Annotated in this window: 21 protein-coding genes; 16 read left to right on the forward strand and 5 right to left on the reverse strand. The window is 67.7% G+C overall.

All coding sequences use genetic code 11. The features are described from left to right. The first annotated feature begins 54 nt into the window (after positions 1-54). Positions 55-1,179 carry a hypothetical protein gene (locus DX912_RS18490; protein WP_220340756.1) on the forward strand — a complete coding sequence of 375 codons (1,125 nt, stop codon included), beginning with the start codon at positions 55-57 and terminating at the stop codon, positions 1,177-1,179. An 11-nt stretch (positions 1,180-1,190) separates the two neighbouring features. Here the strand turns inward: DX912_RS18490 and DX912_RS03475 are convergent, their stop codons facing one another. Further along, positions 1,191-2,372 carry an acyltransferase family protein gene (locus DX912_RS03475; protein WP_233433463.1) on the reverse strand — a complete coding sequence of 394 codons (1,182 nt, stop codon included), beginning with the start codon at positions 2,370-2,372 and terminating at the stop codon, positions 1,191-1,193. Positions 2,373-2,531: 159 nt separating this feature from the next. Between DX912_RS03475 and DX912_RS03480 the strand changes: the two genes are divergently transcribed. The 8 genes from DX912_RS03480 to DX912_RS03500 all read left to right on the forward strand — a co-directional run bounded on the left by DX912_RS03480 (position 2,532) and on the right by DX912_RS03500 (position 11,621). Beyond that, positions 2,532-3,419 carry a LytTR family DNA-binding domain-containing protein gene (locus DX912_RS03480; protein WP_115841093.1) on the forward strand — a complete coding sequence of 296 codons (888 nt, stop codon included), beginning with the start codon at positions 2,532-2,534 and terminating at the stop codon, positions 3,417-3,419. Between the two features lie 101 nt (positions 3,420-3,520). Then, positions 3,521-3,649 (forward strand): hypothetical protein, encoded by a 129-nt coding sequence (locus DX912_RS18685; protein ID WP_267896488.1) that lies wholly within the window; start codon positions 3,521-3,523, stop codon positions 3,647-3,649. 162 nt (positions 3,650-3,811) lie between these two features. Beyond that, a complete protein-coding gene (locus DX912_RS18130) occupies positions 3,812-4,039 on the forward strand; it encodes a hypothetical protein (RefSeq protein ID WP_147298552.1) in 228 nt (75 codons plus the stop codon). 151 nt (positions 4,040-4,190) lie between these two features. Continuing rightward, entirely contained in the window at positions 4,191-4,571 is a 381-nt protein-coding gene (locus tag DX912_RS18300) for a hypothetical protein (RefSeq protein ID WP_181902694.1), read from the forward strand. A gap of 104 nt (positions 4,572-4,675) precedes the next feature. Further along, positions 4,676-5,659 (forward strand): chemotaxis protein CheB, encoded by a 984-nt coding sequence (locus DX912_RS03485; protein WP_267896489.1) that lies wholly within the window; start codon positions 4,676-4,678, stop codon positions 5,657-5,659. A 58-nt stretch (positions 5,660-5,717) separates the two neighbouring features. Beyond that, on the forward strand, positions 5,718-9,692 hold the full coding sequence (locus DX912_RS03490) for a chemotaxis protein CheB (protein WP_115841095.1): 3,975 nt from the start codon (positions 5,718-5,720) through the stop codon (positions 9,690-9,692). A gap of 1 nt (position 9,693) precedes the next feature. Beyond that, entirely contained in the window at positions 9,694-10,068 is a 375-nt protein-coding gene (locus DX912_RS03495) for a response regulator (protein WP_115841096.1), read from the forward strand. Positions 10,069-10,817: 749 nt separating this feature from the next. Then, a complete protein-coding gene (locus DX912_RS03500) occupies positions 10,818-11,621 on the forward strand; it encodes an SDR family oxidoreductase (RefSeq protein WP_115841097.1) in 804 nt (267 codons plus the stop codon). Here the strand turns inward: DX912_RS03500 and DX912_RS03505 are convergent. The 3 genes from DX912_RS03505 to DX912_RS03515 all read right to left on the reverse strand — a co-directional run bounded on the left by DX912_RS03505 (position 11,618) and on the right by DX912_RS03515 (position 15,443). Continuing rightward, positions 11,618-13,168 (reverse strand): alpha/beta hydrolase, encoded by a 1,551-nt coding sequence (locus DX912_RS03505; RefSeq protein WP_115841098.1) that lies wholly within the window; start codon positions 13,166-13,168, stop codon positions 11,618-11,620. The genes DX912_RS03500 and DX912_RS03505 overlap by 4 nt on opposite strands. 81 nt (positions 13,169-13,249) lie before the next feature. Further along, complete coding sequence (locus DX912_RS03510) at positions 13,250-13,585, reverse strand: gamma-glutamylcyclotransferase family protein (RefSeq protein ID WP_115841474.1); 336 nt, start codon at positions 13,583-13,585, stop codon at positions 13,250-13,252. Positions 13,586-13,637: 52 nt separating this feature from the next. After that, positions 13,638-15,443: a YbhB/YbcL family Raf kinase inhibitor-like protein gene (locus DX912_RS03515; RefSeq protein WP_220340757.1), complete on the reverse strand. Its 1,806-nt coding sequence runs from the start codon at positions 15,441-15,443 to the stop codon at positions 13,638-13,640. A 179-nt stretch (positions 15,444-15,622) separates the two neighbouring features. Here DX912_RS03515 and DX912_RS03520 point away from each other — a divergent pair, with 179 nt between their 5' ends. The 4 genes from DX912_RS03520 (at position 15,623) to DX912_RS03535 (ending at position 20,551) form a co-directional block, all read left to right on the forward strand. Beyond that, the gene (locus DX912_RS03520) at positions 15,623-15,904 is read left to right on the forward strand and encodes a hypothetical protein (protein ID WP_115841100.1); all 282 of its coding nucleotides are present in this window, start codon (positions 15,623-15,625) and stop codon (positions 15,902-15,904) included. 100 nt (positions 15,905-16,004) lie between these two features. After that, positions 16,005-16,511 carry a peptide-methionine (S)-S-oxide reductase MsrA gene (gene msrA / locus DX912_RS03525; protein WP_115841101.1) on the forward strand — a complete coding sequence of 169 codons (507 nt, stop codon included), beginning with the start codon at positions 16,005-16,007 and terminating at the stop codon, positions 16,509-16,511. Between the two features lie 102 nt (positions 16,512-16,613). Beyond that, positions 16,614-18,158 carry a M20/M25/M40 family metallo-hydrolase gene (locus tag DX912_RS03530; protein ID WP_115841102.1) on the forward strand — a complete coding sequence of 515 codons (1,545 nt, stop codon included), beginning with the start codon at positions 16,614-16,616 and terminating at the stop codon, positions 18,156-18,158. 338 nt (positions 18,159-18,496) lie between these two features. Beyond that, on the forward strand, positions 18,497-20,551 hold the full coding sequence (locus tag DX912_RS03535) for a M13 family metallopeptidase (RefSeq protein ID WP_115841103.1): 2,055 nt from the start codon (positions 18,497-18,499) through the stop codon (positions 20,549-20,551). Between the two features lie 62 nt (positions 20,552-20,613). On the opposite strand, the gene DX912_RS03540 is transcribed toward DX912_RS03535, so the two are convergent. Continuing rightward, a complete protein-coding gene (locus DX912_RS03540; protein WP_115841104.1) occupies positions 20,614-21,453 on the reverse strand; it encodes a hypothetical protein in 840 nt (279 codons plus the stop codon). A gap of 364 nt (positions 21,454-21,817) precedes the next feature. Here DX912_RS03540 and DX912_RS03545 point away from each other — a divergent pair, with 364 nt between their 5' ends. From DX912_RS03545 to DX912_RS03555, 3 genes are read left to right on the forward strand one after another with little or no spacing between them, the layout of a single operon-like run. Beyond that, entirely contained in the window at positions 21,818-22,594 is a 777-nt protein-coding gene (locus tag DX912_RS03545) for an iron-containing redox enzyme family protein (RefSeq protein WP_181902696.1), read from the forward strand. Next, complete coding sequence (locus DX912_RS03550; RefSeq protein WP_232338502.1) at positions 22,591-23,022, forward strand: VOC family protein; 432 nt, start codon at positions 22,591-22,593, stop codon at positions 23,020-23,022. The genes DX912_RS03545 and DX912_RS03550 overlap by 4 nt, the downstream gene beginning before the upstream one ends. Before the next feature lie 20 nt (positions 23,023-23,042). Beyond that, positions 23,043-24,413 carry an aspartate aminotransferase family protein gene (locus tag DX912_RS03555; RefSeq protein WP_115841107.1) on the forward strand — a complete coding sequence of 457 codons (1,371 nt, stop codon included), beginning with the start codon at positions 23,043-23,045 and terminating at the stop codon, positions 24,411-24,413. Positions 24,414-24,429 lie beyond the last annotated feature (16 nt).

The raw sequence follows: 24,429 nt of genomic DNA on the forward strand, positions 1-24,429 counted from the left end.
TCCCGCCGTCCCCATGATCGGCGCACGGTTCCCCGCCGGACAGGAGCGCCACCCATGCCAGGACCATCCTTCACGCGCGATCTTCAGGACGCAGGTTTCGGGCTCGACGCCCGCTTCGACTCACGCCGCCGGTTCCTTGCCGCGGCCGCGGGCGCGGCGACGTGCTCGCTCGTATCGCCCGCCTTTGCGTTCGCTCCGCCCATCGCGCAGGCCTCGGCCCATGCGCAGGACTGGCGATGGCTCGTCGGCACCTGGGACGTGTGGCATCGGCGCCTGAAGGACCGCCTCGCCGGCAGCGACGAGTGGGAGGAGTTCCCCGGCAAGAGCGCCTTCTGGCAGACGATGGATGGGCTCGGCAACGTGGACGACAACATCGTCGACATTCCATCGGGCACGTATCGCGGACTGAGCGTGCGCGCCTTCGATCCGGTCGCCCGCACGTGGGCGATCTGGTGGCTCGACGGCCGCAATCCCACGCATATCGATCCGCCCGTGCGCGGCGCCTTCAAGGGCGAACACGCCGAGTTCGTCGGCCGCGACACCTTCAAGGATCGCCCCATCGTCATGCGCTTCCGCTGGCACGACGTGCACGGTGCGCGGCCGTGGTGGGAGCAGGCGTTCTCGCCCGACGATGGCAAAAGCTGGGAGGTCAACTGGCGCAACTACTTCACGCGCACCTCGCCGCAGCCGCACGCGCTGCCGAAACTTGCCGACGCGCCGAAGGATTTCGACTTCCTCGTCGGACGCTGGAAGGTCAGCCATCGCCGCCTGCGCGAACGCCTCGTCGGCAGCGACCAGTGGGATGAATTCGGCGGCACGCTGGTCAACTGGCCCGTGCTCGGCGGCAAGGGCAACGTCGGCGACAACGTCATGGACTTTCCCAGCGGCACGGTGCGCGGCGTCGGCTTGCGCTCGTTCGATGAAGCCAGCCGGCAGTGGTCGAGCTGGTGGCTCGATGGCCGCACGCCGACCGACATCGCCGCGCCCGTGCGGGGCGGCTTCGAAGGCGACGTCGGCACGTTCATCGGCGACGACACCGTCGCGGGTCGCCCGGTGAAGACGCGTGTGACGTGGTCGCGCATCACGCCCACGTCCGCACGCTGGGAGCAATCCAGCTCCGCCGACGGCGGCAAGACGTGGGAAAGCAACTGGGTGAGCGATTTCATGCGCGCCGGGTGAGGAAGCGGCAGCTACGCCGCATCCGCCACTGCATTCGCTTCGCGTCGAGGCTCGCGCGGGCCCAGTCCCAGCAGCGGGCGCATCCATCCGATGCGGCGTACGAGTTCGAATCCCGCGAACGCCAGTGCGAACGTCGCCACCACGAGCAACGGTCCTTCCACTGCCGGACGCAGCGCCAGCGGCTGCAGGTTGTGCGCGAGCACGACGATGATCGTCTGGTGGAGGATGTAGACCGGGAAGACCGCTTCGGTCAGGTAGCGACGCGCGCGGCTGTCGCCCGGCGACCAGTGCGCCGCGAAGCCGATGATCGCCACGATCGCCGTCCACTGGAACGTGCCCCACACAGCGCGCATCGTGGTGCGCAGTGCGTCCGGCGGCGTGACGTCGCCGCTGTAGGCGCTGAAGTACACGACGATCGCCACGTAGCCCAGCACCGCAAGCACGGCGGCCTGCCAGCGCAACGCGGCGAAGCGATCCCACACCGGCTGCGACTTCGCCACCGCGAAGCCCAGCAGGAACTGCGGCAGGTACTGCGCGTGGTTGTACCAGTCGTCCACCAGCGCGTGCGTCGATTCGAAGCGGTCGAACATCGTGATTCGCGCCACGATCAGGAACAGCGCCGGCCACAGCAGCAGGCCGACGCCGCGCCCGAACACGCCGGCGATGCGGTCGCACACGCGGGAGAGTCCATCCGGCGCGATCCACTTCAGCAGGCACAGCACCACCGTGTAGACCCACAGGTAGGCGACGAACCACAGGTGGTTCCAGGTCGGCACGTCAAGGCAGTCGCCGTCGCGGCAGAAGTTCTGGTCGTTTTGCAGGTAGCGGGCCCAGAAGGCGAGGTAGCCGTCGTGGTACCCGCCGGGCAGCCGCTCGACCACTTCGTAATAGGACTGCGGCGGGACGATGACGAGCATGCCGAAGATCAGCGGCACCAGCAGCCGCCACGACCGCTTGCGCAGAAAGCCCTGCGGCGTCTTGCCGAGCAGGCAGGCGGTCGCCACGCCGGAGATGAAGAACAGCAGCGACAGCCGCCACGGCGAGGTCATCAGCATGAACGGCTCGAGCGCGTGGCTCGCGAACGGGCTTTTGACGTGCCAGTCCCAGGTCACGTAGTACATGCCGACGTGGTAGAGCACCAGCAGCGCGAAGGCGCCGATCCGGACCCAGTCGAGGAAATAGCGGCGGCTCACGGCGGCGTGCTCCTGCAGGGAAGTTGCAGCCACATTCGGTTCCGCGAGCGCGGGCTTCCACCGTGAAGTGACCATCCGGCGGGGCTTTGGGACGAATCGCGGGCCCGCAGGGACGAGCCGGGACGGACCCCCGGCACCGTGCCCCTACAATCCCGCTCGATGAATGCGCCCTCCGCTCCGACGCCGTCGCCCGTCCCGTTCCGGTCGCATGCGCGGCGCCGCGCGTTCGAGATCGGCTTCTGGGTCGTCACCACGCTCATCAATGCCGTCGCCAACAGCGTGACGGTGCTGATGGACATCCGCCGCACCCGGCTGGATTTCGGCGCCTGGGAGCCGGTGACCTGGGAGTGGTCGAGCGCCGTGCTCATGCTGGCGCTGGCGCCGGCCGTGGTCTGGTTCACCCGCCGCGTGCCGCTTCACTGGGACACCTGGCGCCGGACGCTGCCGCTGTATGTGCTGGCCAGCCTCGTGTTCAACCTGGCCCACGTGCTCGGCATGGTCGCGATCCGCGAGGTCGTCTATGCGGCGCACGGCGCGGAGTACGACTTCGGACCCTGGCTGGAGCAGTTGGGCTACGAATACCTCAAGGACGTGCGCAGCTTCGCGAGCATGGTGGTGCTGGTCGAAGGCTACCGCTTCATCCGCCGACGCCTGCAGGGCGAGGCGAGCCTGCTCGGCGAACCCGACGAAGGCCCGCCGGTCGAGCCGGTCGAACGTCCCGAGCGCTTCCTCATCCGCAAGCTCGGTCGCGAATTCCTCGTCGCCGCCAACGACATCGAATGGCTGCAGGCCGCGGGCAACTACGTGAACCTGCGCGTGCGCGGCCACGACTATCCGCTGCGCTGCACGATGGCGACGATCGAGGAGCGACTGGATCCTTCGCGCTTCGCACGGATACATCGCAGTTACATGGTGAACCTCGGGCAGGTGGCCTCGATCGAGCCGCTCGACACGGGCGATGCGCGCGTGCATCTGTCCGACGGCACGGTGCTGCCGTGCAGCCGCCGTCATCGTGATGCATTGCGCGAACGCGCGGGTTTCGCGTGATGTTGCGACGCGCGTGTTGCACTTCGTGCAGTGCGCGCATCGTTTTGTCGCAAGTATCGCAATCGAGTCTATGGATGCAGCAACTGACGTGAAAACAGGGCTTGCAGCCGACGGACGGCTGCGTTGCCGACACGATCGGCAAGTTCGCGCACGACGCGCTGCGGTATTGGAGCGCCGGCTCGCATCGCACGAAAACACGTGAAAACGGCCGTGATTTCGAGCGCGCGTGACCTTTCGCGTTTGCATCGTTCAGCTTGCTGTGGTTTATTGCATCGCAGTGGGATCGGGGATGAGCTCACATCCGATGCGATGCACGCGCCGGTCTGGCGCATGTGCAGTTCCTTTTTTCGCGAAGCCGCGTTGCGGTGTCTCGCGCATGGATGTTGGTTGCAATGAGCAGAGATGATCCGGAAGCCGCATTGGCTTCCTACGAGATATTGATCCGGTCGGTGGGCCAGGGCATTCGCGAAGTGCACGGCAACACGACGTGGGAAGCGGTGCAGGCGCGCGCTGAAAGCCTGTGGCACCTGTACGCGGTGACCACCGGGCTGGAATGGCCGCAAGTGGCCGAACGCGTGCGCGAGGCGTGGCGCGCGGCGGCGGACGACGCGCAACCGTAGCGTCGCGTCATATCGCGTGCCGTCGTGTCAGATCGCATGCCGCATCGGCACGCGATATGTCGGTTACATGACGCGCCGCCTATCGCGTTCGACAAGACGATTGGCCGATGGAAGGTCCGTCACATCCGACGGATCGGTCTACGATCGCTGCATGCCCGCCGCGATCACGCCGATGCAGCGCTACTTCCTTGAAGCGTTGGGACGCAACGCCCGGCGTGCGTTTCCGACGGCGCGACTGCGCGAAGTGGAATCGCGATTGTCCGCGTGCTGGTACGGCAGCGGCCTGGCCGGCGATTGCGAATGGCCCCAGGCGCGCGGCATCGCCATCCACAGCTGGCGCGTGTCCACGCCGACGCGCGTGTTCGCGCAATCGCTCGGTCGCGTCGCGCGCAACTACCACCCCACGCTCAGCTGGGACGAACTCGAACCGTCGCTGGTCGATGCCTGGCACGCAAGCGCCTGGGGCGGTACGACGTCATGGAGCCGCGTGCGCGAGCTCGCGCGATCGAGCTGGACCCACGCGGACGGCTGACTCGCGCGACTCGTCGCGCGCCAACGCCATCGTCACCCCATCGCCACCGCTGCCTCACGCGCGGTAACCGACGCTGCGGGTTCCACGGGAACGGACGTCCGCGAATGCCGGGCTGGGCGCAACGCAATGTCATCGTCATCGGGGGATCGTCCGGCGCCGTGAAGCCGTTGCTGGAGGTGGTGGCGGGCCTGCCGCGCGAGTTCCCGGCGACGATCCTCGTCGTGCAGCACATCGGCGCGCACATCAGCGTGCTACCGGAACTGCTGAACCGGCGCGGCGCGTTGCCGGCGATGTTCCCGACGTCCGGCCGGTTGCTCGAACCCGGCGTCATCTACGTCGCGCCGCCGGACCACCACCTGCTGGTCAGCGACGGCGCGGTGCGGCTGAGCAGGGACGCGAAGGAGAACTTCACCCGGCCCGCGATCGATCCGCTGTTCCGCTCGGCAGCGATCGCAAAGGGCCCGCACGTGATCGGCGTGCTCCTGAGCGGCCTGCTCGACGATGGCGTCGCCGGATTGCAGGCGATCAAGGCCTGCGGCGGGCTGGCGATCGTGCAGGATCCGGCCGACGCCGAATCGCCGGAGATGCCGCAGAACGCGCGCGATTACGTCGCCTTCGACGCGCTGCTGCCGGCGGCCGACATCGCGCAGGCCCTCATCGTGATGGCGGCGCAGCGCGTGGATGCGGAGCCTTCGGTACCAACCGCACTGATCGAGGAACACCGGCTCAGCATCGGGGAGGCAGACAACCCCATGGCCACGCTCGACGACATCGGCACGCCTTCGCGCATCACCTGTCCCGAATGCAGCGGCGTGCTGTGGGAGATCAAGGGCGCGCAGCCGCCGCGGTATCGCTGCCACACCGGGCATGCGTACACCATCGGCGCGCTCGACGCGGCGCAGAACGCACGCACCGACCAGGCGTTGTGGGTGGCGTTGCGCGCGCTGCAGGAGCGCGAACGCCTGCTGCGCAATGTCGCTGCGGCACATCGCCACCGACAGGCGCGCCACGACGCCGATCGCGCCGACGCCGAAGCCGACCACATCGCCGTGCACGCGGCGCAACTGCAGCGACTGGTGGCGGACTGATTGCCGCGCCAAAAGCCGTGCCGGATACTGAACGTCTTCTTCGAAACCCGCCGAACCCATGACCAAGCCGCCCCATCGCGACGCAAAGCCGAAAGGCGCGGCAGACGAGCAGCCGGGGCAGGCGCGCGCCAGCGATACCGCAGCGTCCGCGAACGTGCCGCTGATCGTCGGAATTGGAGCCTCCGCCGGCGGCCTGGAGGCGTACAAGTCGTTCTTCGAGAACCTCGAAAGCGCGGACGGCATGGCCTTCGTGCTCGTCTCGCACCTCTCGCCCGACCACGCGAGCATGCTGCCGGAACTGGTGGCGCGATACACCTCGCTGGCGGTGATGGAAGCGGCCGACGGCATGGACGTGGAAGCCGGCCACGTCTACATCATTCCGCCGGACGCGACGCTCACCATCAGCGGCGGCGTGCTGCAGCTGAGCAAGCCGGCGCCGCCGCGGCAGTACCGTTTTCCGATCGACACGTTCTTCGCCTCGCTCGCCGAAGACCAGGGCGACAACGCGGTGTGCATCATCCTGTCCGGCGCCGGCAGCGACGGTGCGCGTGGGCTCGGGGCGATTAAGGAACGCGGCGGCCTCACGCTCGCGCAGGCGGCGATCGACCACATCGCCATCGCCGGCATGCCGGCCAGCGCCGCGGCGACGGGCCTGGTCGACAACATCGTCCCGGTCGAACAGATGCCGGCGCGGCTCAAGGCGTACCGCGCACACCTGTCCACGGCGCGCACGCAGAAGGGTCCGGATGGCATGCGGCAGGACCTGAGCCACCACCTGCAGGCGATCTGCACATTGCTGCGCGCCGAAGTCGGCCACGACTTCAGCCAGTACAAGGAAAAGACGCTGATCCGTCGCATCCAGCGACGCATGCAGGTGGTGCAGATCGACGGCGTCGCCGGCTACATCGACTACCTCAAGCAGACGCCGCGGGAGCTCGACAACCTGTTCCGCGAGCTGCTGATCGGCGTCACCGAGTTCTTCCGCGATCCGGAAGCGTTCGAGGCGCTGCAGACGCTCGCCATTCCCTCGCTGCTGGAAGGCAGGAGCGCCGCCGACACATTGCGCGTGTGGACGCCCGCATGCGCGACGGGCGAGGAGGCGTATTCCATCGCGATCTCGCTGGCCGAAGCCATCGCGGCGCGCCGCGGCGGCCCGAAGGTGCAGATCTTCGCCACCGACATCGACGACCGCGCGATCAACGCCGCGCGTGCGGGCCGCTTCCGCGCGCCGCTGCCGGGCGTGTCGGCCGAACGGCTGGAGCGCTGGTTCATCCAGGACGGCGAGCACTACGTCGTGGTCAAGCCGATCCGCGAGATGGTCGTGTTCTCGCCGCACAGCGCCATCAAGGATCCGCCGTTCTCGCGCCTGGACCTGATCTCGTGCCGGAACCTGCTGATCTACATGAATTCGGAGCTGCAGGAGCACCTGATCCGCACGTTCCATTACGCGCTGCGGCCCGGCGGCGTGCTGATGCTCGGGCCGTCGGAAAGCCTGGGCCGCAATACCGCGCTGTTCTCCGTGCTCGACAAGAAGCATCGCCTCTACTCGCGTCGCGCCGATGGTCGCGCGAGCCTGCCGATGACCACGCCCAAGCGCCTGGCCGGCATGGAAGCGGTCGCGCGGGTGCCGGTGGTGCGCGGCGGCGGCATCGAGGATGCGATCGACCGCAACGCGCGGCGCGTGCTCGACAAGCACTCGCCGGCGTACGTCGTCATCGACGCCAACCACGACGTGCTGCGTTTCTCCGGCGATACCGGGCGCTATCTCGGCCCGTCGGCGGGCGCGGCGAGCCTCAACCTGTTCGCGCTGCTCAACAAGGGCCTGCGCGGACCGGCGCGCACCGCGGTGCAGCAGGCGCTGGTCCGCCACAACACCGTCGTGCAGGAAGGCCAGCTCACCGGACCCCACGGCGAGCGAATCCCGGTGCGCCTGATCGCCGAGCCGATCCACGAACAGGACGATGGCAACGCCGAACGCCGCGCGCCGTCGTCGCTGTGCATCCTGGTGTTCAAGGAACTGACGCCCGTCGCAGCCGTCGCCGAATCGACCACGCCCAACGGCCGTCGCGCGCGCGGCGAATCGGCGCGCATCCGCGAACTCGACCTCGAACTGGCCACCACGCGCGAGCAGCTGCACACGGCGATCGACGAGCTGGAAACGGCCAACGAGGAGATGAAGTCGGCCAACGAGGAATACCAGTCGGTCAACGAGGAACTGCAGTCGTCCAACGAGGAACTGGAAACCTCGAAGGAAGAGATGCAGTCGATCAACGAGGAGCTGCAGACGGTCAACGTCGAGCTCAACAGCAAGAACGAGGCGCTCGCGCGACTCAACAGCGACCTGCAGAACCTGCTGGAAAGCACGCAGATCGCCACGCTGTTCCTCGATTCGGCGCTGCACGTGAGCGGCTTCACGCCGGCCATCAGCGACCTGTTCCACCTGCGAGAAGGCGACCACGGCCGGCCGATCACCGAGATCACCGCGCGCATCCCGTACCCGCAGCTCAAGCAGGACGTGAAGCAGGTGCTGCGCACGCTGGCGATGGTCGAGCGCGTGCTGCACGGCGGCGTCGATGACGCGGTCTACCTGTTGCGCATGCGCCCCTACCGCACCACGGACAACGTCATCGACGGCGTGGTGCTCACCTTCATCGACATCACCGAACGCCAGCAGCACGAGTACGAACGCGCGCGGCTGGCGGCCATCGTCGAATCCTCGCAGGACGCGATCATCGGCCACAGCCTGGAAGGCATCATCACCAGCTGGAACGCCGGCGCCGAAAGCATGTTCGGCTATCCGCCGGCGCGTGCGATCGGCAAGCCGCTCTCGGTGCTGCTGCCGCCGGATTCGAAGAAGGACCTCGACACGCTGCTGGAAGCCTCCTCGCGCCAGATCAAGGCCGAAGAGCTGCTGATGACGTGGATACGCGAGGACGGCACGCCGGTGCCGCTGTCGCTGCGCTGCTCGCCGGTGCTGGATCCGGCCGGCGCGGTCGTCGGCGGTTCGACCATCGCGCGCGACATCACCGATCGCAAGCGCGCGGCGTGGATGCTCGACGAAACCGAGCGCCGACTCGCGGCGATCATCGAACAGACCACCGTCGGCGTCGCGCAGACGGACCTGGACGGCAAGCTGGAGATGGTCAATCCGCGCTACGGCGAGATCCTTGGCCGCAGCGCCGACGAACTCATCGGCCATCGCCTGCACGAGTACATCCATCCGGCCGACGCGGCGGAATTCGAGGCGCAGTTCCACGACCTGGTCGCCGAAGGCAAGCCCTTCCAGACCGAACAGCGCTACGTGCGCCCCGACGCGAAGCTGGCGTGGATCAACCACCACGTCACGCTCATCCACGACGAAGGCGGGCAGCCCTCGCACGCGGTGGCGTTCGCGCTGGACGTGACGCAGCGCCGCCTCGCCGCGCAGCAGCGCGAGCTGCTGGTGAGCGAGCTCAACCATCGCGTCAAGAACACGCTTGCGACGGTGCATTCGATCGCGCTGCAGACGCTGCGCCACACGCCGGACATGGGCAAGTTCCGCGACGCGTTCGTCTCGCGCCTGCGTTCGCTGTCGACCGCGCACGACCTCCTCGCGAAGGAAGGCTGGCGCGGCGTGAGCCTGGCGGACCTGGCGCGCGCCGAACTGGCGCCGTACCACGCGGGCGACACCGACACCGCGCACGTGCAGATCGTCGGCGACGACCTGCACCTGGACGCGAAGACCGGCCTCGCGCTGAGCCTCGCGCTGCACGAGTTGGCGACCAACGCCGGCAAGTACGGCGCGTTCACGCGCGAAGGCGGGCAGGTGCGTCTGGAATGGGCCACGTTCGAACGCGACAGCCAGCGCTGGCTGCGCATGGTGTGGACCGAGTCCGGCGGCCCGCCGGTGAATGCGCCCGCCTCGCGTGGCTTCGGTTCGCGCCTGATCACCGAAGGCGTGGGCTACGAACTCGGCGGCGACGTGTCGCTGGAGTTCCCCGACAGCGGCGTGGTGTGCACGATGACGGTGCCGCTGAAGGACGCAGGAAGCTGAGATGGGCGGCAAGACCCTGCTGCTGGCCGAGGACGAGATGTACGTCGCGATGACGCTGAGCGACCTGCTCACCGAAGCCGGTTACCGGGTCCTCACCGCCGCGCGGCTCGGCGATGCGATCGACGTCGCCGAACGCGAGCGCATCGACTGCGCGATCCTCGACATCAACCTGCACGGCGAGCAGGTCTATCCGCTGTGCGAACGCCTGCGCGAAAGCGGCGTGCCGTTCTTCTTCACCTCCGCCTACGGCGCCGAGGGCCTGGCCGAGGAGTACCGCGACGTCCCGATGGTGCCCAAGCCCTACACCTGCGACGAGGTGGTGGAGGCGATCGTGCGGCAGATGGATGGCGCTGCAGACGGGGCCCAGGCGCGTTGAGCGCCTCTCCTGCTTGAAGAGACGTTGGTGTAGCCCCTCTCCCTGCGGGAGCGCTGGTTTAGCCCCTCTCCCACCGGGAGAGGGGTTGGGGTGAGGGTCGGGGCGTGCGATGTGCTGGCGCTTGCGATGCGCTGCTTGATTGCCTTTCAAGAGCAACAGCAACGTGGATTCCAGCTTTCGCTGGAATGACGGAGTCGTAGTTCGCCGGTGACGTGGTGCCCAGACGCTATCAGCCTGGATCCCGGCCTTCGCCGGGATGACGGCTCCGGGGAGGCTGCCGGCCATCGACGGAATGACGCCTTTACCCTTCTCGTAGCGGGAGAGCGCTGGTTAGCCTCTCTTTCACGGAAGAGGCGTTGGTATAGCCCTCTCCAACGGGGGAAGCGCTGGTTTAGCCCCTCTCCCTGCGGGAGAGGGGTTGGGGTGAGGGTCGGGGCGTGCGATGTGCTGGCACTGCGATGCGCTGCTTGATTGCCTTTCGAGAGCAACAGCAACGTGGATTCCAGCTTTCGGTGGAATGACGATGTTCTTGTTCGTCAGAGATGAAATCCCCAGGCTCTATCAGCCTGGATCCCGGCCTTCGCCGGGATGACGGCTCCGGGGAGGCTGTTTTGGGGAGGGGGTGGCTGCCTGCCATTGTTGTCCCACAGGCAACACCCGATGTCCGCACCCGAACCTACCGGCCATCTGCCAACGGCCGCACCATCACAGCCGGATGGCAGCCGAACTGCGCGCCGGAGGACTCCGCAATGAAGATCGTCGTCGCAGGCGGAGCCGGGCTGGTCGGGACGCGGCTGGTCACGCGGCTGCGCGAGGGCGGGCACGACGTCGTCGCGGCCTCGCGACGCACCGGTGTCAATGTCGTCACGGGCGAAGGGCTCGACGCCGCGCTCAAGGGCGCCAGCATCGTCATCGACGTCACCAACGCGCCATCGTTCGACGAACCCGATGTCGCGGACTTCTTTCGCGCCGCCACGCGCAACCTGCTCGACGCGGGCGAACGCGCCGGCATCGCGCACCATGTCGCGCTGTCGGTCGTCGGAACCTCAAGGCTGCAGGGCAGTGCGTACTTCCGCGCGAAGCAGGTGCAGGAAGACCTCGTGCGCGCGTCGCGCGTGCCGCACACGCTCGTGCAGGCGACGCAGTTCTTCGAGTTCATGGCCAGCATCATTCCGCGCAACGACGATCGCGACCCGGTGCATCTATCCAACGGCCTCGTCGAACCCGTCGCGGCCGACGACGTCGCCGCGCAGCTGGTGGATATTGCGGTTTCGCCGCCGTCAGCGGCGACGATCGAGATTGCCGGGCCCGATACGTATCGGCTGAGCGAACTGGTGCAATGGGTGATGTACAGCTACCAGGACGACCGGCCGGTCATCGCCGATCCGGCCGCGTCGTACTACGGCGGCCTCCTCGACGACCGCACGCTGACGCCCGGGCCCGGCGCGCGCATCGCGCCGACGCATTTCCGCGACTGGCTGAGCGAGGTGCAGGCATCGAAGATCGAGATCCCGCACGTGCATCATCCCGATCCCATCGCGCGCCGGCGCTAGCGATTCTTCGCGTCGACCGTCGCCGCGATACGCGCGAGCATCCAGCCGTGGAACGGATTGCTGCCCAGGCGACTGAGCACGTCCTGCGACACGACCAGCGCATTGCGTTCGCCGCGCACCGCCACGGCGCCGAGCCGCAGCCCCCCCTGTCCTTCCGGATGCATGCCGTACAGCGGATCATCGTCGGCGAAGGGCAGTGCGACGTGCGACAGCGAATACACCTCGGCGGGGTACGCCATGCCGATCGGCTGCGCGGTGATGGCGCCGGCGCGCGCCGGCCGTGATCGCGCGAGCACGGCCGCGTCGTCCTGCGAGGTCACGCCAAGCACGGTCAGCGTGTAGTCGCGCGGGCGCTGCAGCGCGTCGCGCGTCCAGTTCGTCGCGGCGGCGCGCAGCATCGGCGCCATCACGCGGCTGCGGTTCACGTCGAACAACACCAGCTCGCTGCCGTTGTCGGGCAGCACGTCGAACAGGCGCGTCATCACCGCGCGCGCGGATACGGTGTCGTCGACGATCGACTGGAACGCGAGGATCGGCGGCAGCTGCGAGATGCGGTTCTGCCGCGCGACGGTTTCCAGCGAGCGTTGCAGGTCGGCCGTCACCAGGTACGACTCGCGCGCGGCGCGCACCGGGAAGGAGTTGTACTTGAACGGGTTGTACTCCGGCATCAGGTCCAGCCATGCGGATTTCGCGTAGCGGCTGAAGAACGCCGGCACGCCCGCCAGGCCCGCGTATCGCGCGAAGCGGTTGACCTCGATCATCGGCGAGAGCAGCACGATGCGATCCACGTCGCTGCGCTGGCCGCGTTCGATCCAGCGCATCTCGTGCAGCAGCGCGAGCGCGGCACCGTTCGAATAGCCCACGAGGTGGATCGGCAGCGCATCGCCCGCGCGACGCTGCGCCTCGCGCATCGCCATGTCGGTGACGGCGTTCCATTCCGCGCGGCCTTCGCGCGTGAGTCCGGCGGGCACGGTGCCGTGGCCCGGCATGCGCGGCACGAGCACCACGAAACCGTGCTCGCGATACAGCGCCGCGAGGCTGCGCATGCTGTACGGCGAATCCGTCAAACCGTGCAGCATCACCGCGACGCCGCGCGGCTTGCGTTCGGGTTCGAACACGAACGAGCGGTTCCAGTCGCGATCGAACCGCAGCGGCGAGGTGATGCTTTCGTCGTAATAGCGGTTGAGCGGCGTGTGGTCGGACGGATCAAGCTGTGCGCGCAGCTTGCGATGCACCTGGTCGAACATCGCCGTTTCGGCCTGCACCCAGGCGCGCCAGTCCATCTTCGCGATGGCGGCGGCGTCGGGCTCCTCGGGCACGATGGTCTGCCACGGGCGCAGCGGTGGACCCTGCGTCGACAGGTACGCACGGATGGCGACGAGCGCGACGACCAGCAGCACGACGCCCAGCAGCAGCCGGCGCGCGAACGTGCCCACGCCGCTGAGCGACCGGCGGATCAGATGCGTCAAGCCCTGCGCATGCGCGGGATCGTCGTCGTTGTCCTCGACGCCGGGATGCTCGCGGTTCTCGTCTTCGGGCAAGGCCATGGCGGGCTCCCGCGTCGCGGATGCGCCGCATGGTGCGGCGGCGCGCCGCTCCGATCAAGTCGATCGATCAGATCGTGGGCTTCAAGGCGCGGGCGCGAGGCTGTAGACGTGCGCGCGTACCTGCGATCCGTCGTCCAGCCGCGCGGTCGTGATCACGCGGATGTAACCCTCGCCCTCGAAATCGTCCAGCCGTTCCCAGTGGGCCGGCAGCTCCGCGGACGTGAATACCAGGCCGGCGACGTCATCGCCCTCCGGGTCGAGCACGAGTCCAGGAAAGCCCATCGCCGCGCCCCAGCCTTCGGCGTGCAACGTTCCGCGCACGGTGGCGGGGCGCCATTGCCCTGGGATGTCGGCGAGTACGTGCGCGTTGGCGCGACCGGGGGCGAGGCTGCCGTAGACGAACAGGTGCGTGGTCATGCGCGAAGCGTAGCGCGTCGAGCGCGCGCCACGCTTCACGCCGCCGCGCCGATCACTTCAGCGGAGGAACCGTCTGCTGGTACGTGTCGACGCGTTCGCCCTTCGCGATCACATGGCCCTTCGCGGCCGACAGCACCTGGTCGCGATCCGCGCCCGGGGGCAGGTCGAGCACCGTGTCCAGTGCAAGGATCTGGAAGTGGTAGTGATGCGGCGGATCGCCCACCGGCGGGCGCGGCCCGTAGTAGCCGACGGAGCCGCGGCTGGTCCGGCCCTGCATCATTCCGTCCGGCTTGGTGAGGCGCATCTGCTCCTGCAGGCCTTCCGGGAGCGACGTCACGTCGCCCGGGATGTTCCAGGCGACCCAGTGCACGAACGGCGTGATCGGCTTCGCGTCGGGGTCTTCCATGATGATCGCGTACGATTTCGCGCCCGGCACCGCGGTCCACGACAGCGCCGGCGACACGCCGTCCTTGTATTCGCTGTGTTTGGGCGGGATCGGACCGTTCGCCGGAATCGTCGGCGATTCGACGGTGAGTGCGCCCTTCGCGGCCGTTTCCTTGCGCTGCATCGCGATCGGCACGCCGACGCCCTTCGCCGGCTGCGTCTTCATCGGGCCAGCCGGCGGCGACAGCGGCTTCACCGCGCCGTTGCCGTCACGACTGGCGAGGCGATAGATCACGCCGTTGACGTCGTCGCCGACGAGCAGCGCGCCGTCTTTCGCCACCGCGACGCCGACCGGCCGGCCGAAGTGCTGCTGCCCGCCATCGACGAGGAAGCCGGAGAGGATCGGCTCCATCGACTGCGGCTTGCCGTTGGCGAAATGCACGCGCACCACCTCGTAGCCGGACGGCTTCGCGCGATTCCACGAACCGCGCATGGCGATGAAGGCATCGTTCGCGTAATCGGCCGGCACCGCGCCGCCACCGGGATGGAACGCCATCTGCATCGGCGCCGCATGCGCGGTGTAGCCCAGGCTCATCGGCACGCTGATCGCCGCCCACTGCTCGCGCGTGATCCCGCCCGGCGGCGGCGCGCTCTGCGGATTGAGCTCGCCCTTGCCGTAGACGTGCGGCCAGCCGTACTGCTTGCCGAGTTCGATCCGGTTGAATTCCTCCGGCTGCTGCTCGTCGCCGAGCAGGTCGATGCCGTGGTCGGCGCCCCACAGCTCGCCCGTCTGCGGATGCCAGCCGAAACCAATGGTGTTGCGCAGGCCACTGGCGAAGATCGTGCGCGACTTGCCATCGGGTGACATGCGCAGCAGCGTCGCGTGTTCGGGGTTGGTCTCGTTGCATGCATTGCAGGTCGAACCAACGCTGACGTACAGCATGCCGTCCGGGCCGAAGGCGAGCGTGCGATTGGGATGCTGGCCGCCGTCGGGCAGGTCGCCGACGAGCAGCGTTTCCTCGCCGAGCGTGCCGTCGGCGTTGATCGGCGCGACGAAGATCTCCTTCACCGTCGCCATGTACAGCTTGCCGTCGTGGATCGCCAGGCCGTGCACGCTCGGACGCGTGGCGACGATGGTCGGTTCGCCATCGGCGGCGCCGTCGCCGTTGGCGTCGCGCAGCATCAGCACGTCGCCCTGTTCGCGACGGCTCACGTACACGGTGCCGTCGGGCGCGACGACGAGGATGCGCGCGTTTTTCAGGCCGGTCGCGAAGGGTTTCACTTCCAGTCCGTCGGCGGCCTTCAGGCTGGCGATACGCTCGGGCGTCGCCTCGACCTTCGCCGGTCGCAGGATGTTGGCTTCGTTGCGGCGCGTTTCGGTCTTCTCGTCCTGGGCGAAGGCGGGCGCGGCAAGCGTGCTCATCAGTGCAAGGCAGGCCAGCGATGTCGCTCGCGTCGATCGTGTTCCGTTCATCGTTGTGCTCATGGAATGGCCATCTCGACGCACGAAGGTAAAAGCGGGCGCGTGGGCAAACCGTCCACGCAACGCGATGATCACGTCGTCGTCATCGCGCGATGCACGTTTCACGAATCCGTGCATGCGAGTGCGTTTCCATCGAACACGACGCCGCCTCGCACACGGAGTGACACCTCATGAAGCGCACGATGAGCCGCATCCACGTAGTGCTGTTCCTGCTGGGCATCGCGATGGCGATGCCGGGTTGCGATCGCCGCGAAAGCGATGGCAATTCCACGACGCCGCCAGCGGCGGGCGATGCGTCCGAACCGGTGCAGTCCGAGCAGCCCGCCGCGCCGGCGCCGGAAGCGGCGAGCAACGATTCCACGGCGCCGGGCGCGGCGAATCCGCCGCCGGAAACCACGCCGTCGGACACTTCGCCCCAATCGCCGCAGCAGGACGATCCATCCCGCCGCTAGGCCGTCGACGCCGCCACGGCGCGCTTGCGGGGGCGTCTTCACGCCCCCATCGTGGAGGGACCGGACGAGACCGTCCCCATCGACGAGGCAGAGGACCGACATGAGCGCCCGTACCGAAACCGCACTGCTGGCCGGTGGCTGCTTCTGGGGCATGCAGGAGCTGATCCGCGCGATGCCCGGCGTGGTGTCCACGCGCGTGGGCTACAGCGGCGGCGACGTGCCCAACGCCACGTATCGCAACCACGGCACGCACGCCGAGGCGATCGAGATCGTGTTCGATCCGGACAAGCTGAGTTATCGCGAGATCCTGGAGTTCTTCTTCCAGATCCACGATCCCAGCACGAAGAACCGCCAGGGCAACGACATCGGCACCAGCTACCGCTCGGCGATCTTCTATACGAACGACGAGCAGAAGCGCGTGGCCGAGGACACCATCGCCGACGTCGATGCGTCGGGTTTGTGGCCGGGCAAGGTGGTGACCGAAGTGTCGCCGGCCGGCCCGTTCTGGCAGGCCGAGCCCGAACACCAGGACTACCTGCAGCATTACCCCACCGGCTACACCTGCCACTTCGTGCGTCCCGACTGGAAGCTGCCGCGCCGGGCCTGACCGGCGCGCCGATGCAGGGCGCGTGAAGCGCGGCCCCGTTCGCGCGTGTCCACCGATCCCCGGCTAGACTCGCCGCACGACCACGGCTGGGGAGAACGGTGTATGGCTGCATCGGTTTTCGGGCGTCGCGCGCAACTGGGCGCGATCGGTTTGACCGCCTTCGCGCTCACCGCGATGGCATCGGGGATGGCACTCGCGCAAACGCCTGATCGCGCCGCGATCCAGGTGCAGGTGGCCAAGCGGCACGACACGGCGGTGAAGGCGCTGCAGGACTGGATCGCCCTGCCGTCCATTGCCGCGGAGGATCGCAACGCGAATCAGGGCGCCGAATACATGGCGAAACTCGCGCGCGAGGCCGGCTTCCAGAAGGTCGAGATCGTCGACACCGGCGGCAAGCCGGGCGTGTTCGCCACGCTCGACGCAGGCGCGCCGACCACCGTCGGCGTGTACTACATGTACGACGTGAAGCAGTTCGATCCGGCCGAATGGTCGTCGCCGCCGCTGGAAGCGCGCATCGTCGACAAGCCGGGGCTCGGCAAGGCGATCGTCGGCCGCGGCGCGGCCAACCAGAAGGGCCCGGAAATGGCCTTCCTCACCGCGCTGCACGCCATCCGCGACGCGAAGCAGAAGATGCCGGTGAACCTCGTGCTCGTCGCCGAGGGCGAGGAGGAAATCGGTTCGCCCAACATCGCCAAGCTGGTGCTGCGCCCCGACGTGCAGGCCGCGCTGAAGAAGAGCATCGGCGTGTTCATGCCGATGGGCCTGCAGGATCCCGACGGCGCGGTGACGGTGAACCTCGGCGCGAAGGGCGTGGTCGAGCTGGAACTGGTCGCCGACGGCAACGCATGGGGACGTGGCCCGTCGAAGGACGTGCATTCCTCGCTCAAGGCGATGGTCGACAGCCCCGCATGGCGTCTGGTCAAGGCGCTGGACACACTGGTGTCGGAAGACGGCAACACCATCACCGTCGACGGCTTCCCGAAGCCGACGCCGCTCACCGCGACCGAACGCGCGCAGATCGCCAAGTCCGTCGCCGCGCGCGACGAAGCCACTGCGCGCAAATCGCTGGGCGTACCGCACTGGATCGACGACCTGTCGTGGGAAAAGGCGAACGAGCGCCTGGTCTCGCAGCCGACGATCAACATCGAAGGCCTCGTCGGCGGCTACACCGGCCCCGGCGGCAAGACGATCCTGCCGTATCGCGCGGTCGCGAAGATCGACATGCGCCTGGTCCCGCCGATGACGCGCGACGGCGCGGTCGAGGCGCTCAAGGCGCACTTGAAGAAGCGCGGTTACGGCGACATCGCCGTGAACGTGAGCGGCGGCTACGACCCGACCACGACCGATGCGGATTCGAAGCTGATCCAGGCGCAGATCAACGTGCTGCGTCGTAACAACATCGAGCCGCTGCTGTGGCCGCGCCTGGCCGGCTCGTACCCGGGCTTCGTGTTCACCCAGCCGCCGCTGTCGCTGCCGTCGGGCCACTTCGGCCTCGGCCATGGTGGCGGCGCGCACGCGCCGGACGAGTTCTACCTCATCCAGTCCACCAACCCGAAGGTGCAGGGATTCGACGGCGCGGTGATGTCGTACGTGGATTACCTGTACGAGCTGGGCGCGACGGGCGGGAGTTCGGCTGCGGCGAAGTGAGGTTCTTCAGCCCCTCTCCCGCCGGGAGAGGGGTTGGGGGTGAGGATGCGCTGCGTTCCTGATCGCCGAACCCTGTTTCCTCCGTCTTCCCGGCGAAAGCCGGGACCCAGGCCGATCACGCTGGTTCTTGCGTCACGCCCATCTTCGGATTGTCAGCGGGCCTGGCTCCCGGCCTTCGCCGGGATGACGATTCGGGAAGGCGCGGCGTGAGCCCGCTTTGCCTCAACTGGCGCCCCGCACTCCGCACCCCGCCAGCCGCCACAAACCCCACCAAAGTCACGCGACAGCCCCGTCGCGCGCCGTTAGCCTCGGGCGTTCCATTCCCGTCGGAACCACCCATGAAGTTCTCGTCCCTGAGCCTCGCCCTCGCGCTCGGCCTGGCATCCACCGCCTCCTTCGCCGCCGGGAATCCGGCCGGCAAGCCCGAGCTCGGCGATTTCGGCGTCGACCTCAGCGCCCGCGACCTGTCGGTCAAGCCCGGCGACGACTTCAACCGCTACGTCAGCGGCACGTGGCTGAAGAGCTACCAGCTCAAGGATTACGAGACCTCCTTCGGTTCGTTCAACGCGCTGCGCGACCGTTCGGAGGAGCAGGTGCACGGGCTGATCGAGGAACTGCACGCCAAGGGCGGCATCGCGCCGGGCAGCAACGACCAGAAGGTGCGCGATTTCTACGCCAGTTACATGGATCGCGACGCTCGCGACGCCAAGGGCATCAAGCCGTTGCAGCCGGTGCTTAAGCGCATCGGTGCGATCAAGTCGAAGGGCGATCTGATCAACGCCTTCGCCAACGCCGACCTCGACGCCAGCGCCTCGCCGGTACGCCTGGGCGTGGACCTGGACCGCAAGAATCCCGATGCGTACCTGGTGAGCCTCAACGTCGGCGGCCTCGGCCTGCCGGACAAGGACTACTACACCAATCCCGACGCGCGCTTCGTCAAGATCCGCGAGGCCTACGTCGCGCACATCGCGCGCATGCTCGCCTTCGCCGGCGCGAAGGATGCGCAGGCGCGCGCGCAGAAGGTGCTCGAGCTCGAAACCGCGCTCGCCAAGCCGCAGTGGGAGCGCGCCAAGCGCCGCGATCGCGACAAGACCTACAACGTCTCCTCCTTCGCCGAGCTGCAGAAACAGTTCCCGTCGTACGACTTCGCCGCGCACCTGAAGGCGCAGCAGATGCCGCAGCCGGACCGCGTCAACATCGTCACGCCCGATGCCGTGCAGCCCGTACTCGACGTGATCGCCGCCACGCCGCTGCCGGTGTGGCGCGACTACCTCGCCTTCCACGCCGTCGATGGCAACGCCGAACTGCTGAGCCGCGAGATCGACAACGCGTCGTTCGAATTCAACGGCAAGGTGCTCGCCGGCCAGAAGGCGCAGAAGGACGACTGGAAGCGCGCGGTGGCGATCGTCGGCGCGAAGGACGGCGGCCTCGGCGATGCCGTCGGCGAGCTGTACGTCGCGAAGTACTTCCAGCCCGAGTCCAAGGTCGCGATGGACAAACTGGTGGAAAACCTGCGCGCCGCGCTGCGCCAGAACATCCAGCAGCTGGACTGGATGGGCGAGGCGACCAAGGCCGAGGCGTACCGCAAGCTCTCCACGTTCCGCCCGAAGATCGGCTACCCGGAAAAGTGGACCGACTATTCCAGCGTCACCATCGTGCCGGATGACCTGGTCGCCAACGCGATCCAGATGCGCCGCTTCGAACGCAACGACGAGAACCGCCGCGTCGGCCAGAAGACCGATCGCGACGAATGGCGCATGACCCCGCAGACCGTCAACGCCTACTACAACTCGACGTTCAACGAGATCGTGTTCCCCGCCGCCATCCTGCAGCCGCCGTTCTTCGACGTGCATGCCGACGCAGCGGTGAACTACGGCGGCATCGGTGCGGTGATCGGCCACGAGATGGGTCACGGCTTCGACGACCAGGGCAGCAAGTCCGATGCCGACGGCGTGCAGCGCAACTGGTGGACCGATGCCGACCGCGCGCGCTTCGACGAACGCACCAAGGCGCTGGGCGCGCAATACGACAGCTACTGCCCGCTGGAAGGCCAGTGCGTCAACGGCGCGCTGACGATGGGCGAGAACATCGGCGACCTCGGCGGCATCTCGATGGCCTACACCGCCTACAAGCTGAGCCTGGACGGCAAGCCCGCGCCGAAGATCGACGGCCTGACCGGCGACCAGCGCTTCTTCCTCGCGTTCGGCCAGATCTGGAAGGGCAAGTACCGCGACGAATCGCTGCTCAACCTGATCAAGACCAACCCGCATTCGCCGGGCATGTACCGTGCGAACGGTCCGGTGCGCAACTTCGATCCGTGGTACCAGGCGTTCGACGTGAAGCCGGGCGACGCGCTGTACCTGCCGCCGGAGAAGCGCGTGCGTATCTGGTAATCATCGACACGCGTTGATGCAGAACGGCGCGGCGGAGCGATTCCGCCGCGCCGTTCTGCGTTTCAGGCGCCGAGGTCCGGTTCCGGCGGAGGACGCTCGCGAGTGCCGCGCGTCACCAGGCGCAACTGCCGCAGCGGCCCCTTCCACGGCAGCACGAAACGCCGATAGAAGAACGACAGCACGCGGCGCGGCCACGGCACGCGTCGTGCGAGGCCTTCCTCGATCGTGTACACGCATGGCGCGCACAGGCCGCACGGCTTGCCACGCACGGGGCGATGGCAGAACCACGTCATCTCCATGATGCCGTCCCAGCCGGCCGCGCGCGATTCGCGTTCGATCCCGCGCTTGTCGACGTGGAACAGCGGGAAGCCGAACGCGCCGAACAACGTGTGTTCAGGCGTTCCGATGCGCGCCGGATCCACGCGCACGCTGCGGAAGCCTGCCGGGTGGTCGACTTCGACGACGAAACCGCGCAGCAGCGCCTGCACCTTGTCGTCCACGTGCACGCCCAGTTCCATGCCGTCGAGCGTGTGGTCGCGACAGAACGCCGGCAGCCACGCATATTGGCTCCCGATGAACGAACGACGGCGGATCTTCGACAGCGCGAAGGCGATATCGTCGTCCACCACGATGTCCGCCACCGCCGCGCGCCGTAGCGGCTGCAGCAGCTCGCGCGTGTGGGGGAACTCCTCGTTCAGGCGCTGCGCGATGCGCGCCATCGTGTCGATCTCGGTATCCGTCGACGGACGCGTGCGATCTTCCAGGTAATAGGGAATCACGCGCGCGCGATCGCGCAACAGCAGCTGCAACAGGCGGAACGTGGAATCCCAGCCGCCGGTCCAGAGCAGCTTCACGCTTCGCGCGTCCTCGTGCAGGTCATTGTTGACGCGCGTGCTGCGCATGCGGCGCGGTTCCTCTTCGCGATGCGGGGAGACAGGACATGCGTTGTAGCAGTCGTGCATGAAGGATGCATCGCTGTCGTCGGCAGGCTCGCATGCGCTTCGTAAAGGTAGATGAATACTGGCTGTTCGAAGAACAACATGAATGCGCGATCGCGTGAAGCGCGTCTTCGCAAACGTGAGCGCAATCGCGAAATTCCCCGCAATTCCAGTGAAAACGAGAGGTCGTGGTCAAAAGGGAGTGAACCTTGCCATGATTCCTGCGGGGTATGCTCCAGCCGCACTCGATGTTCGTCATCGACGAGTTCGCTTCCCTCCACGCGCAGCGCATGCAATGCGTGCAACGCGCCTCTACCGGACCGGATGCATGTCCCTGGAAAACAGTCTGAGCCCGCTGACCACGCCCTCCTTTCCTGTCGCGATGCATCGCGGCGAATGGGACAGGGACAGTTTCTGGACGTTCGCGGACGCTGCCAAGGAAGCTACCGAAGCGCTTGCGGCGCAGAAGATGAAGGCGCTGGAGAACATGCCGGTCGAGGCGCTGCGCGAGTTCTGCACGCAGTACCGCTTCTTCACCATCGAATACATCAGCGATCTCGCGCTGCTGCTCGCCAAGCTCCCCTTCGGCGGCCTGCGCAGCCTGTTGAGCCAGATCCTCTCGGAGGAACTCGGTGAAGGCGACGCCTCGCGCGCGCATCCGGAGATCTACGATCGCTTCCTCGCCAGCATCGGCGTGCCACGCGACCGGCTGGATCGCGGCTTGCCGGAGAACCGCCGCATCCTCGGCGCGCTCACGCAGGAAATGGCGCAGCGCGATCCGGCCTTCGGCGTCGGCCTGCGCGGCATGGGCGGCGAGTGCCTGTGCCAGACCTACCTGTCGGTGATGTTCGACCACCTGCGCGTGCATCCCTACATGCAGGAGAACGCCGACCGCATCGACTGGGAGTTCTGGACGATCCACACCGGCGAGGAAGACATCGTCCACGGCGAACTCACGCGTGCGGCGATCGACCGCTACATCCAGGACGAGCCGGGCGCACTGCCGGATCTTGCGCAGGGCTACGAGCGCAGCATCACGGCATGGAACCGCTTCTGGCAGAACATCTTCGACGCGTGCGCGCCGCAGCGGAGTGCCGTCTCGTGAGCGAGGCGCCGCGCAGGATCACGCAGTTCCACCTCGCGTTCCCCGTGCGCGACCTCGACGAGGCGCGCCACTTCTACGGCGAGGTGATCGGTTGCCCGCAGGGCCGCACCGACGTGTCGTACCAGGATTTCGATTTCTTCGGCCACCACCTGGTGGCGCACATCGCGCCCGATGGCGCGCCGCTGCAGACCGGCCGTTTCGACGGCGAAGCGGTGCCGGTGCCGCATTTCGGCATGAACCTCGACCGCCAGTCGTGGGAGACGCTCGCCCAGCGCGTGAAGACCGCCGGTGTGCAGTTCGCCGAAGAGCCGCACTTGCGCCTGAAGGGCAAGCCCGGCCAGCATGTGACGATGTTCTTCTTCGATCCGTCGGGCAATGCGCTGGAATTCAAGTCGTTCGACGATCCGGAGCAGACCTTCATTCCCTGAGGTCACTGAAGGCGATCGACATGCGTGAGGCTTCCCTGCAAGGCGCCGGCGGAGCCGCGCCGTCGACCGCGCGTCGCGACGACCGCGCGCACGTGCTGCATTCGTGGTCGGCCATCGACACGTTGAATCCGACCGTCGTCGCCGGCGCGTCGGGTTCGCATTTCTGGGACGAGGAAGGCCGGCGCTACATCGACCTGTCGAGCCAGCTCGTCAACGTCAACGTCGGCCACCAGCATCCCAGGCTCGTCGCCGCGATCCAGGCGCAGGCCGCGACGCTGTGCACCATCGCGCCGTACCACGCGAATGCGGCGACGAGCGAAGCGGCGCGATTGATTGCCGAGGTTGCGCCGGGCGATCTCAACCGCGTGTTCTTCACCAACGGCGGCGCCGAGGCCATCGAGAACGCGATGCGCATGGCACGCCTGCACACCGGCCGCCACAAGGTGCTGGCGATGTACCGCAGCTACCACGGCGCCACGGCCGGCGCGATCACGGCCTCGGGCGATCCGCGCCGCTGGCCGGCGGAGCCGGGCATGCCGGGCATCGCGCGCTTCTGGGGACCGTATCCGTATCGCTCCGCGTTCCATGCGCGCGACGAACGCGAGGAATGCGAGCGTGCGCTCGCGCACCTGGCCGACACGATCGCCGTGGAAGGCCCGCACGCGATCGCGGCGATCCTGATGGAAAGCGTGGTCGGCGGTAACGGCATCCTCGTGCCGCCGGACGGCTACCTGCAGGGCGTGCGCGCGCTGTGCGACGCGCATGGCATCGTGATGATCGCCGACGAGGTGATGGCCGGTTTCGGCCGCTGCGGCGAGTGGTTCGCGATCGACCGGTGGAACGTCGTGCCCGACCTGATCACCTTCGCCAAGGGCGTGAACTGCGGCTACGTGCCGCTGGGCGGCGTGATCATCTCCGACGCCATCGCCGCGAGTTTCGCCAAACGCGCGTATCCGGGCGGGCTCACGTACGCGGGCCATCCGCTGGCGTGCGCGGCGGCCGTGGCCTGCATCGGCATCTATCGCGAGGAAAGCCTGATCGAACGTGCGCGTGCACTCGGCGACACGATCATCGGCCCCGAACTGCGCGCGATGCAGGCGCGGCATCCGTCCATCGGCGACGTGCGCGGGCTCGGTGCGTTCTGGGCGATCGAACTCGTGCGCGATCGCGACACGCGCGAGGCGCTGGTGCCGTTCAACGCAAGTGGCGATGCCAATGCGCCGATGATGCAGTTCGCCGCTGAGTGCAAACGCCTGGGTGCGTGGCCGTTGGTGATGGGCAATCGCCTGCACGTCGTGCCGCCGCTGAACATCGAGGAAGGCACGCTGCGCGAAGGACTCGCCATCGTCGACGAAGCGCTCGCGGTGGCGGACCGCTTCACCGCGAACTGACGGCCTTGCCGATCCG

This window comes from Lysobacter soli, assembly GCF_003382285.1.
Lineage (GTDB): Bacteria > Pseudomonadota > Gammaproteobacteria > Xanthomonadales > Xanthomonadaceae > Lysobacter_J > Lysobacter_J soli.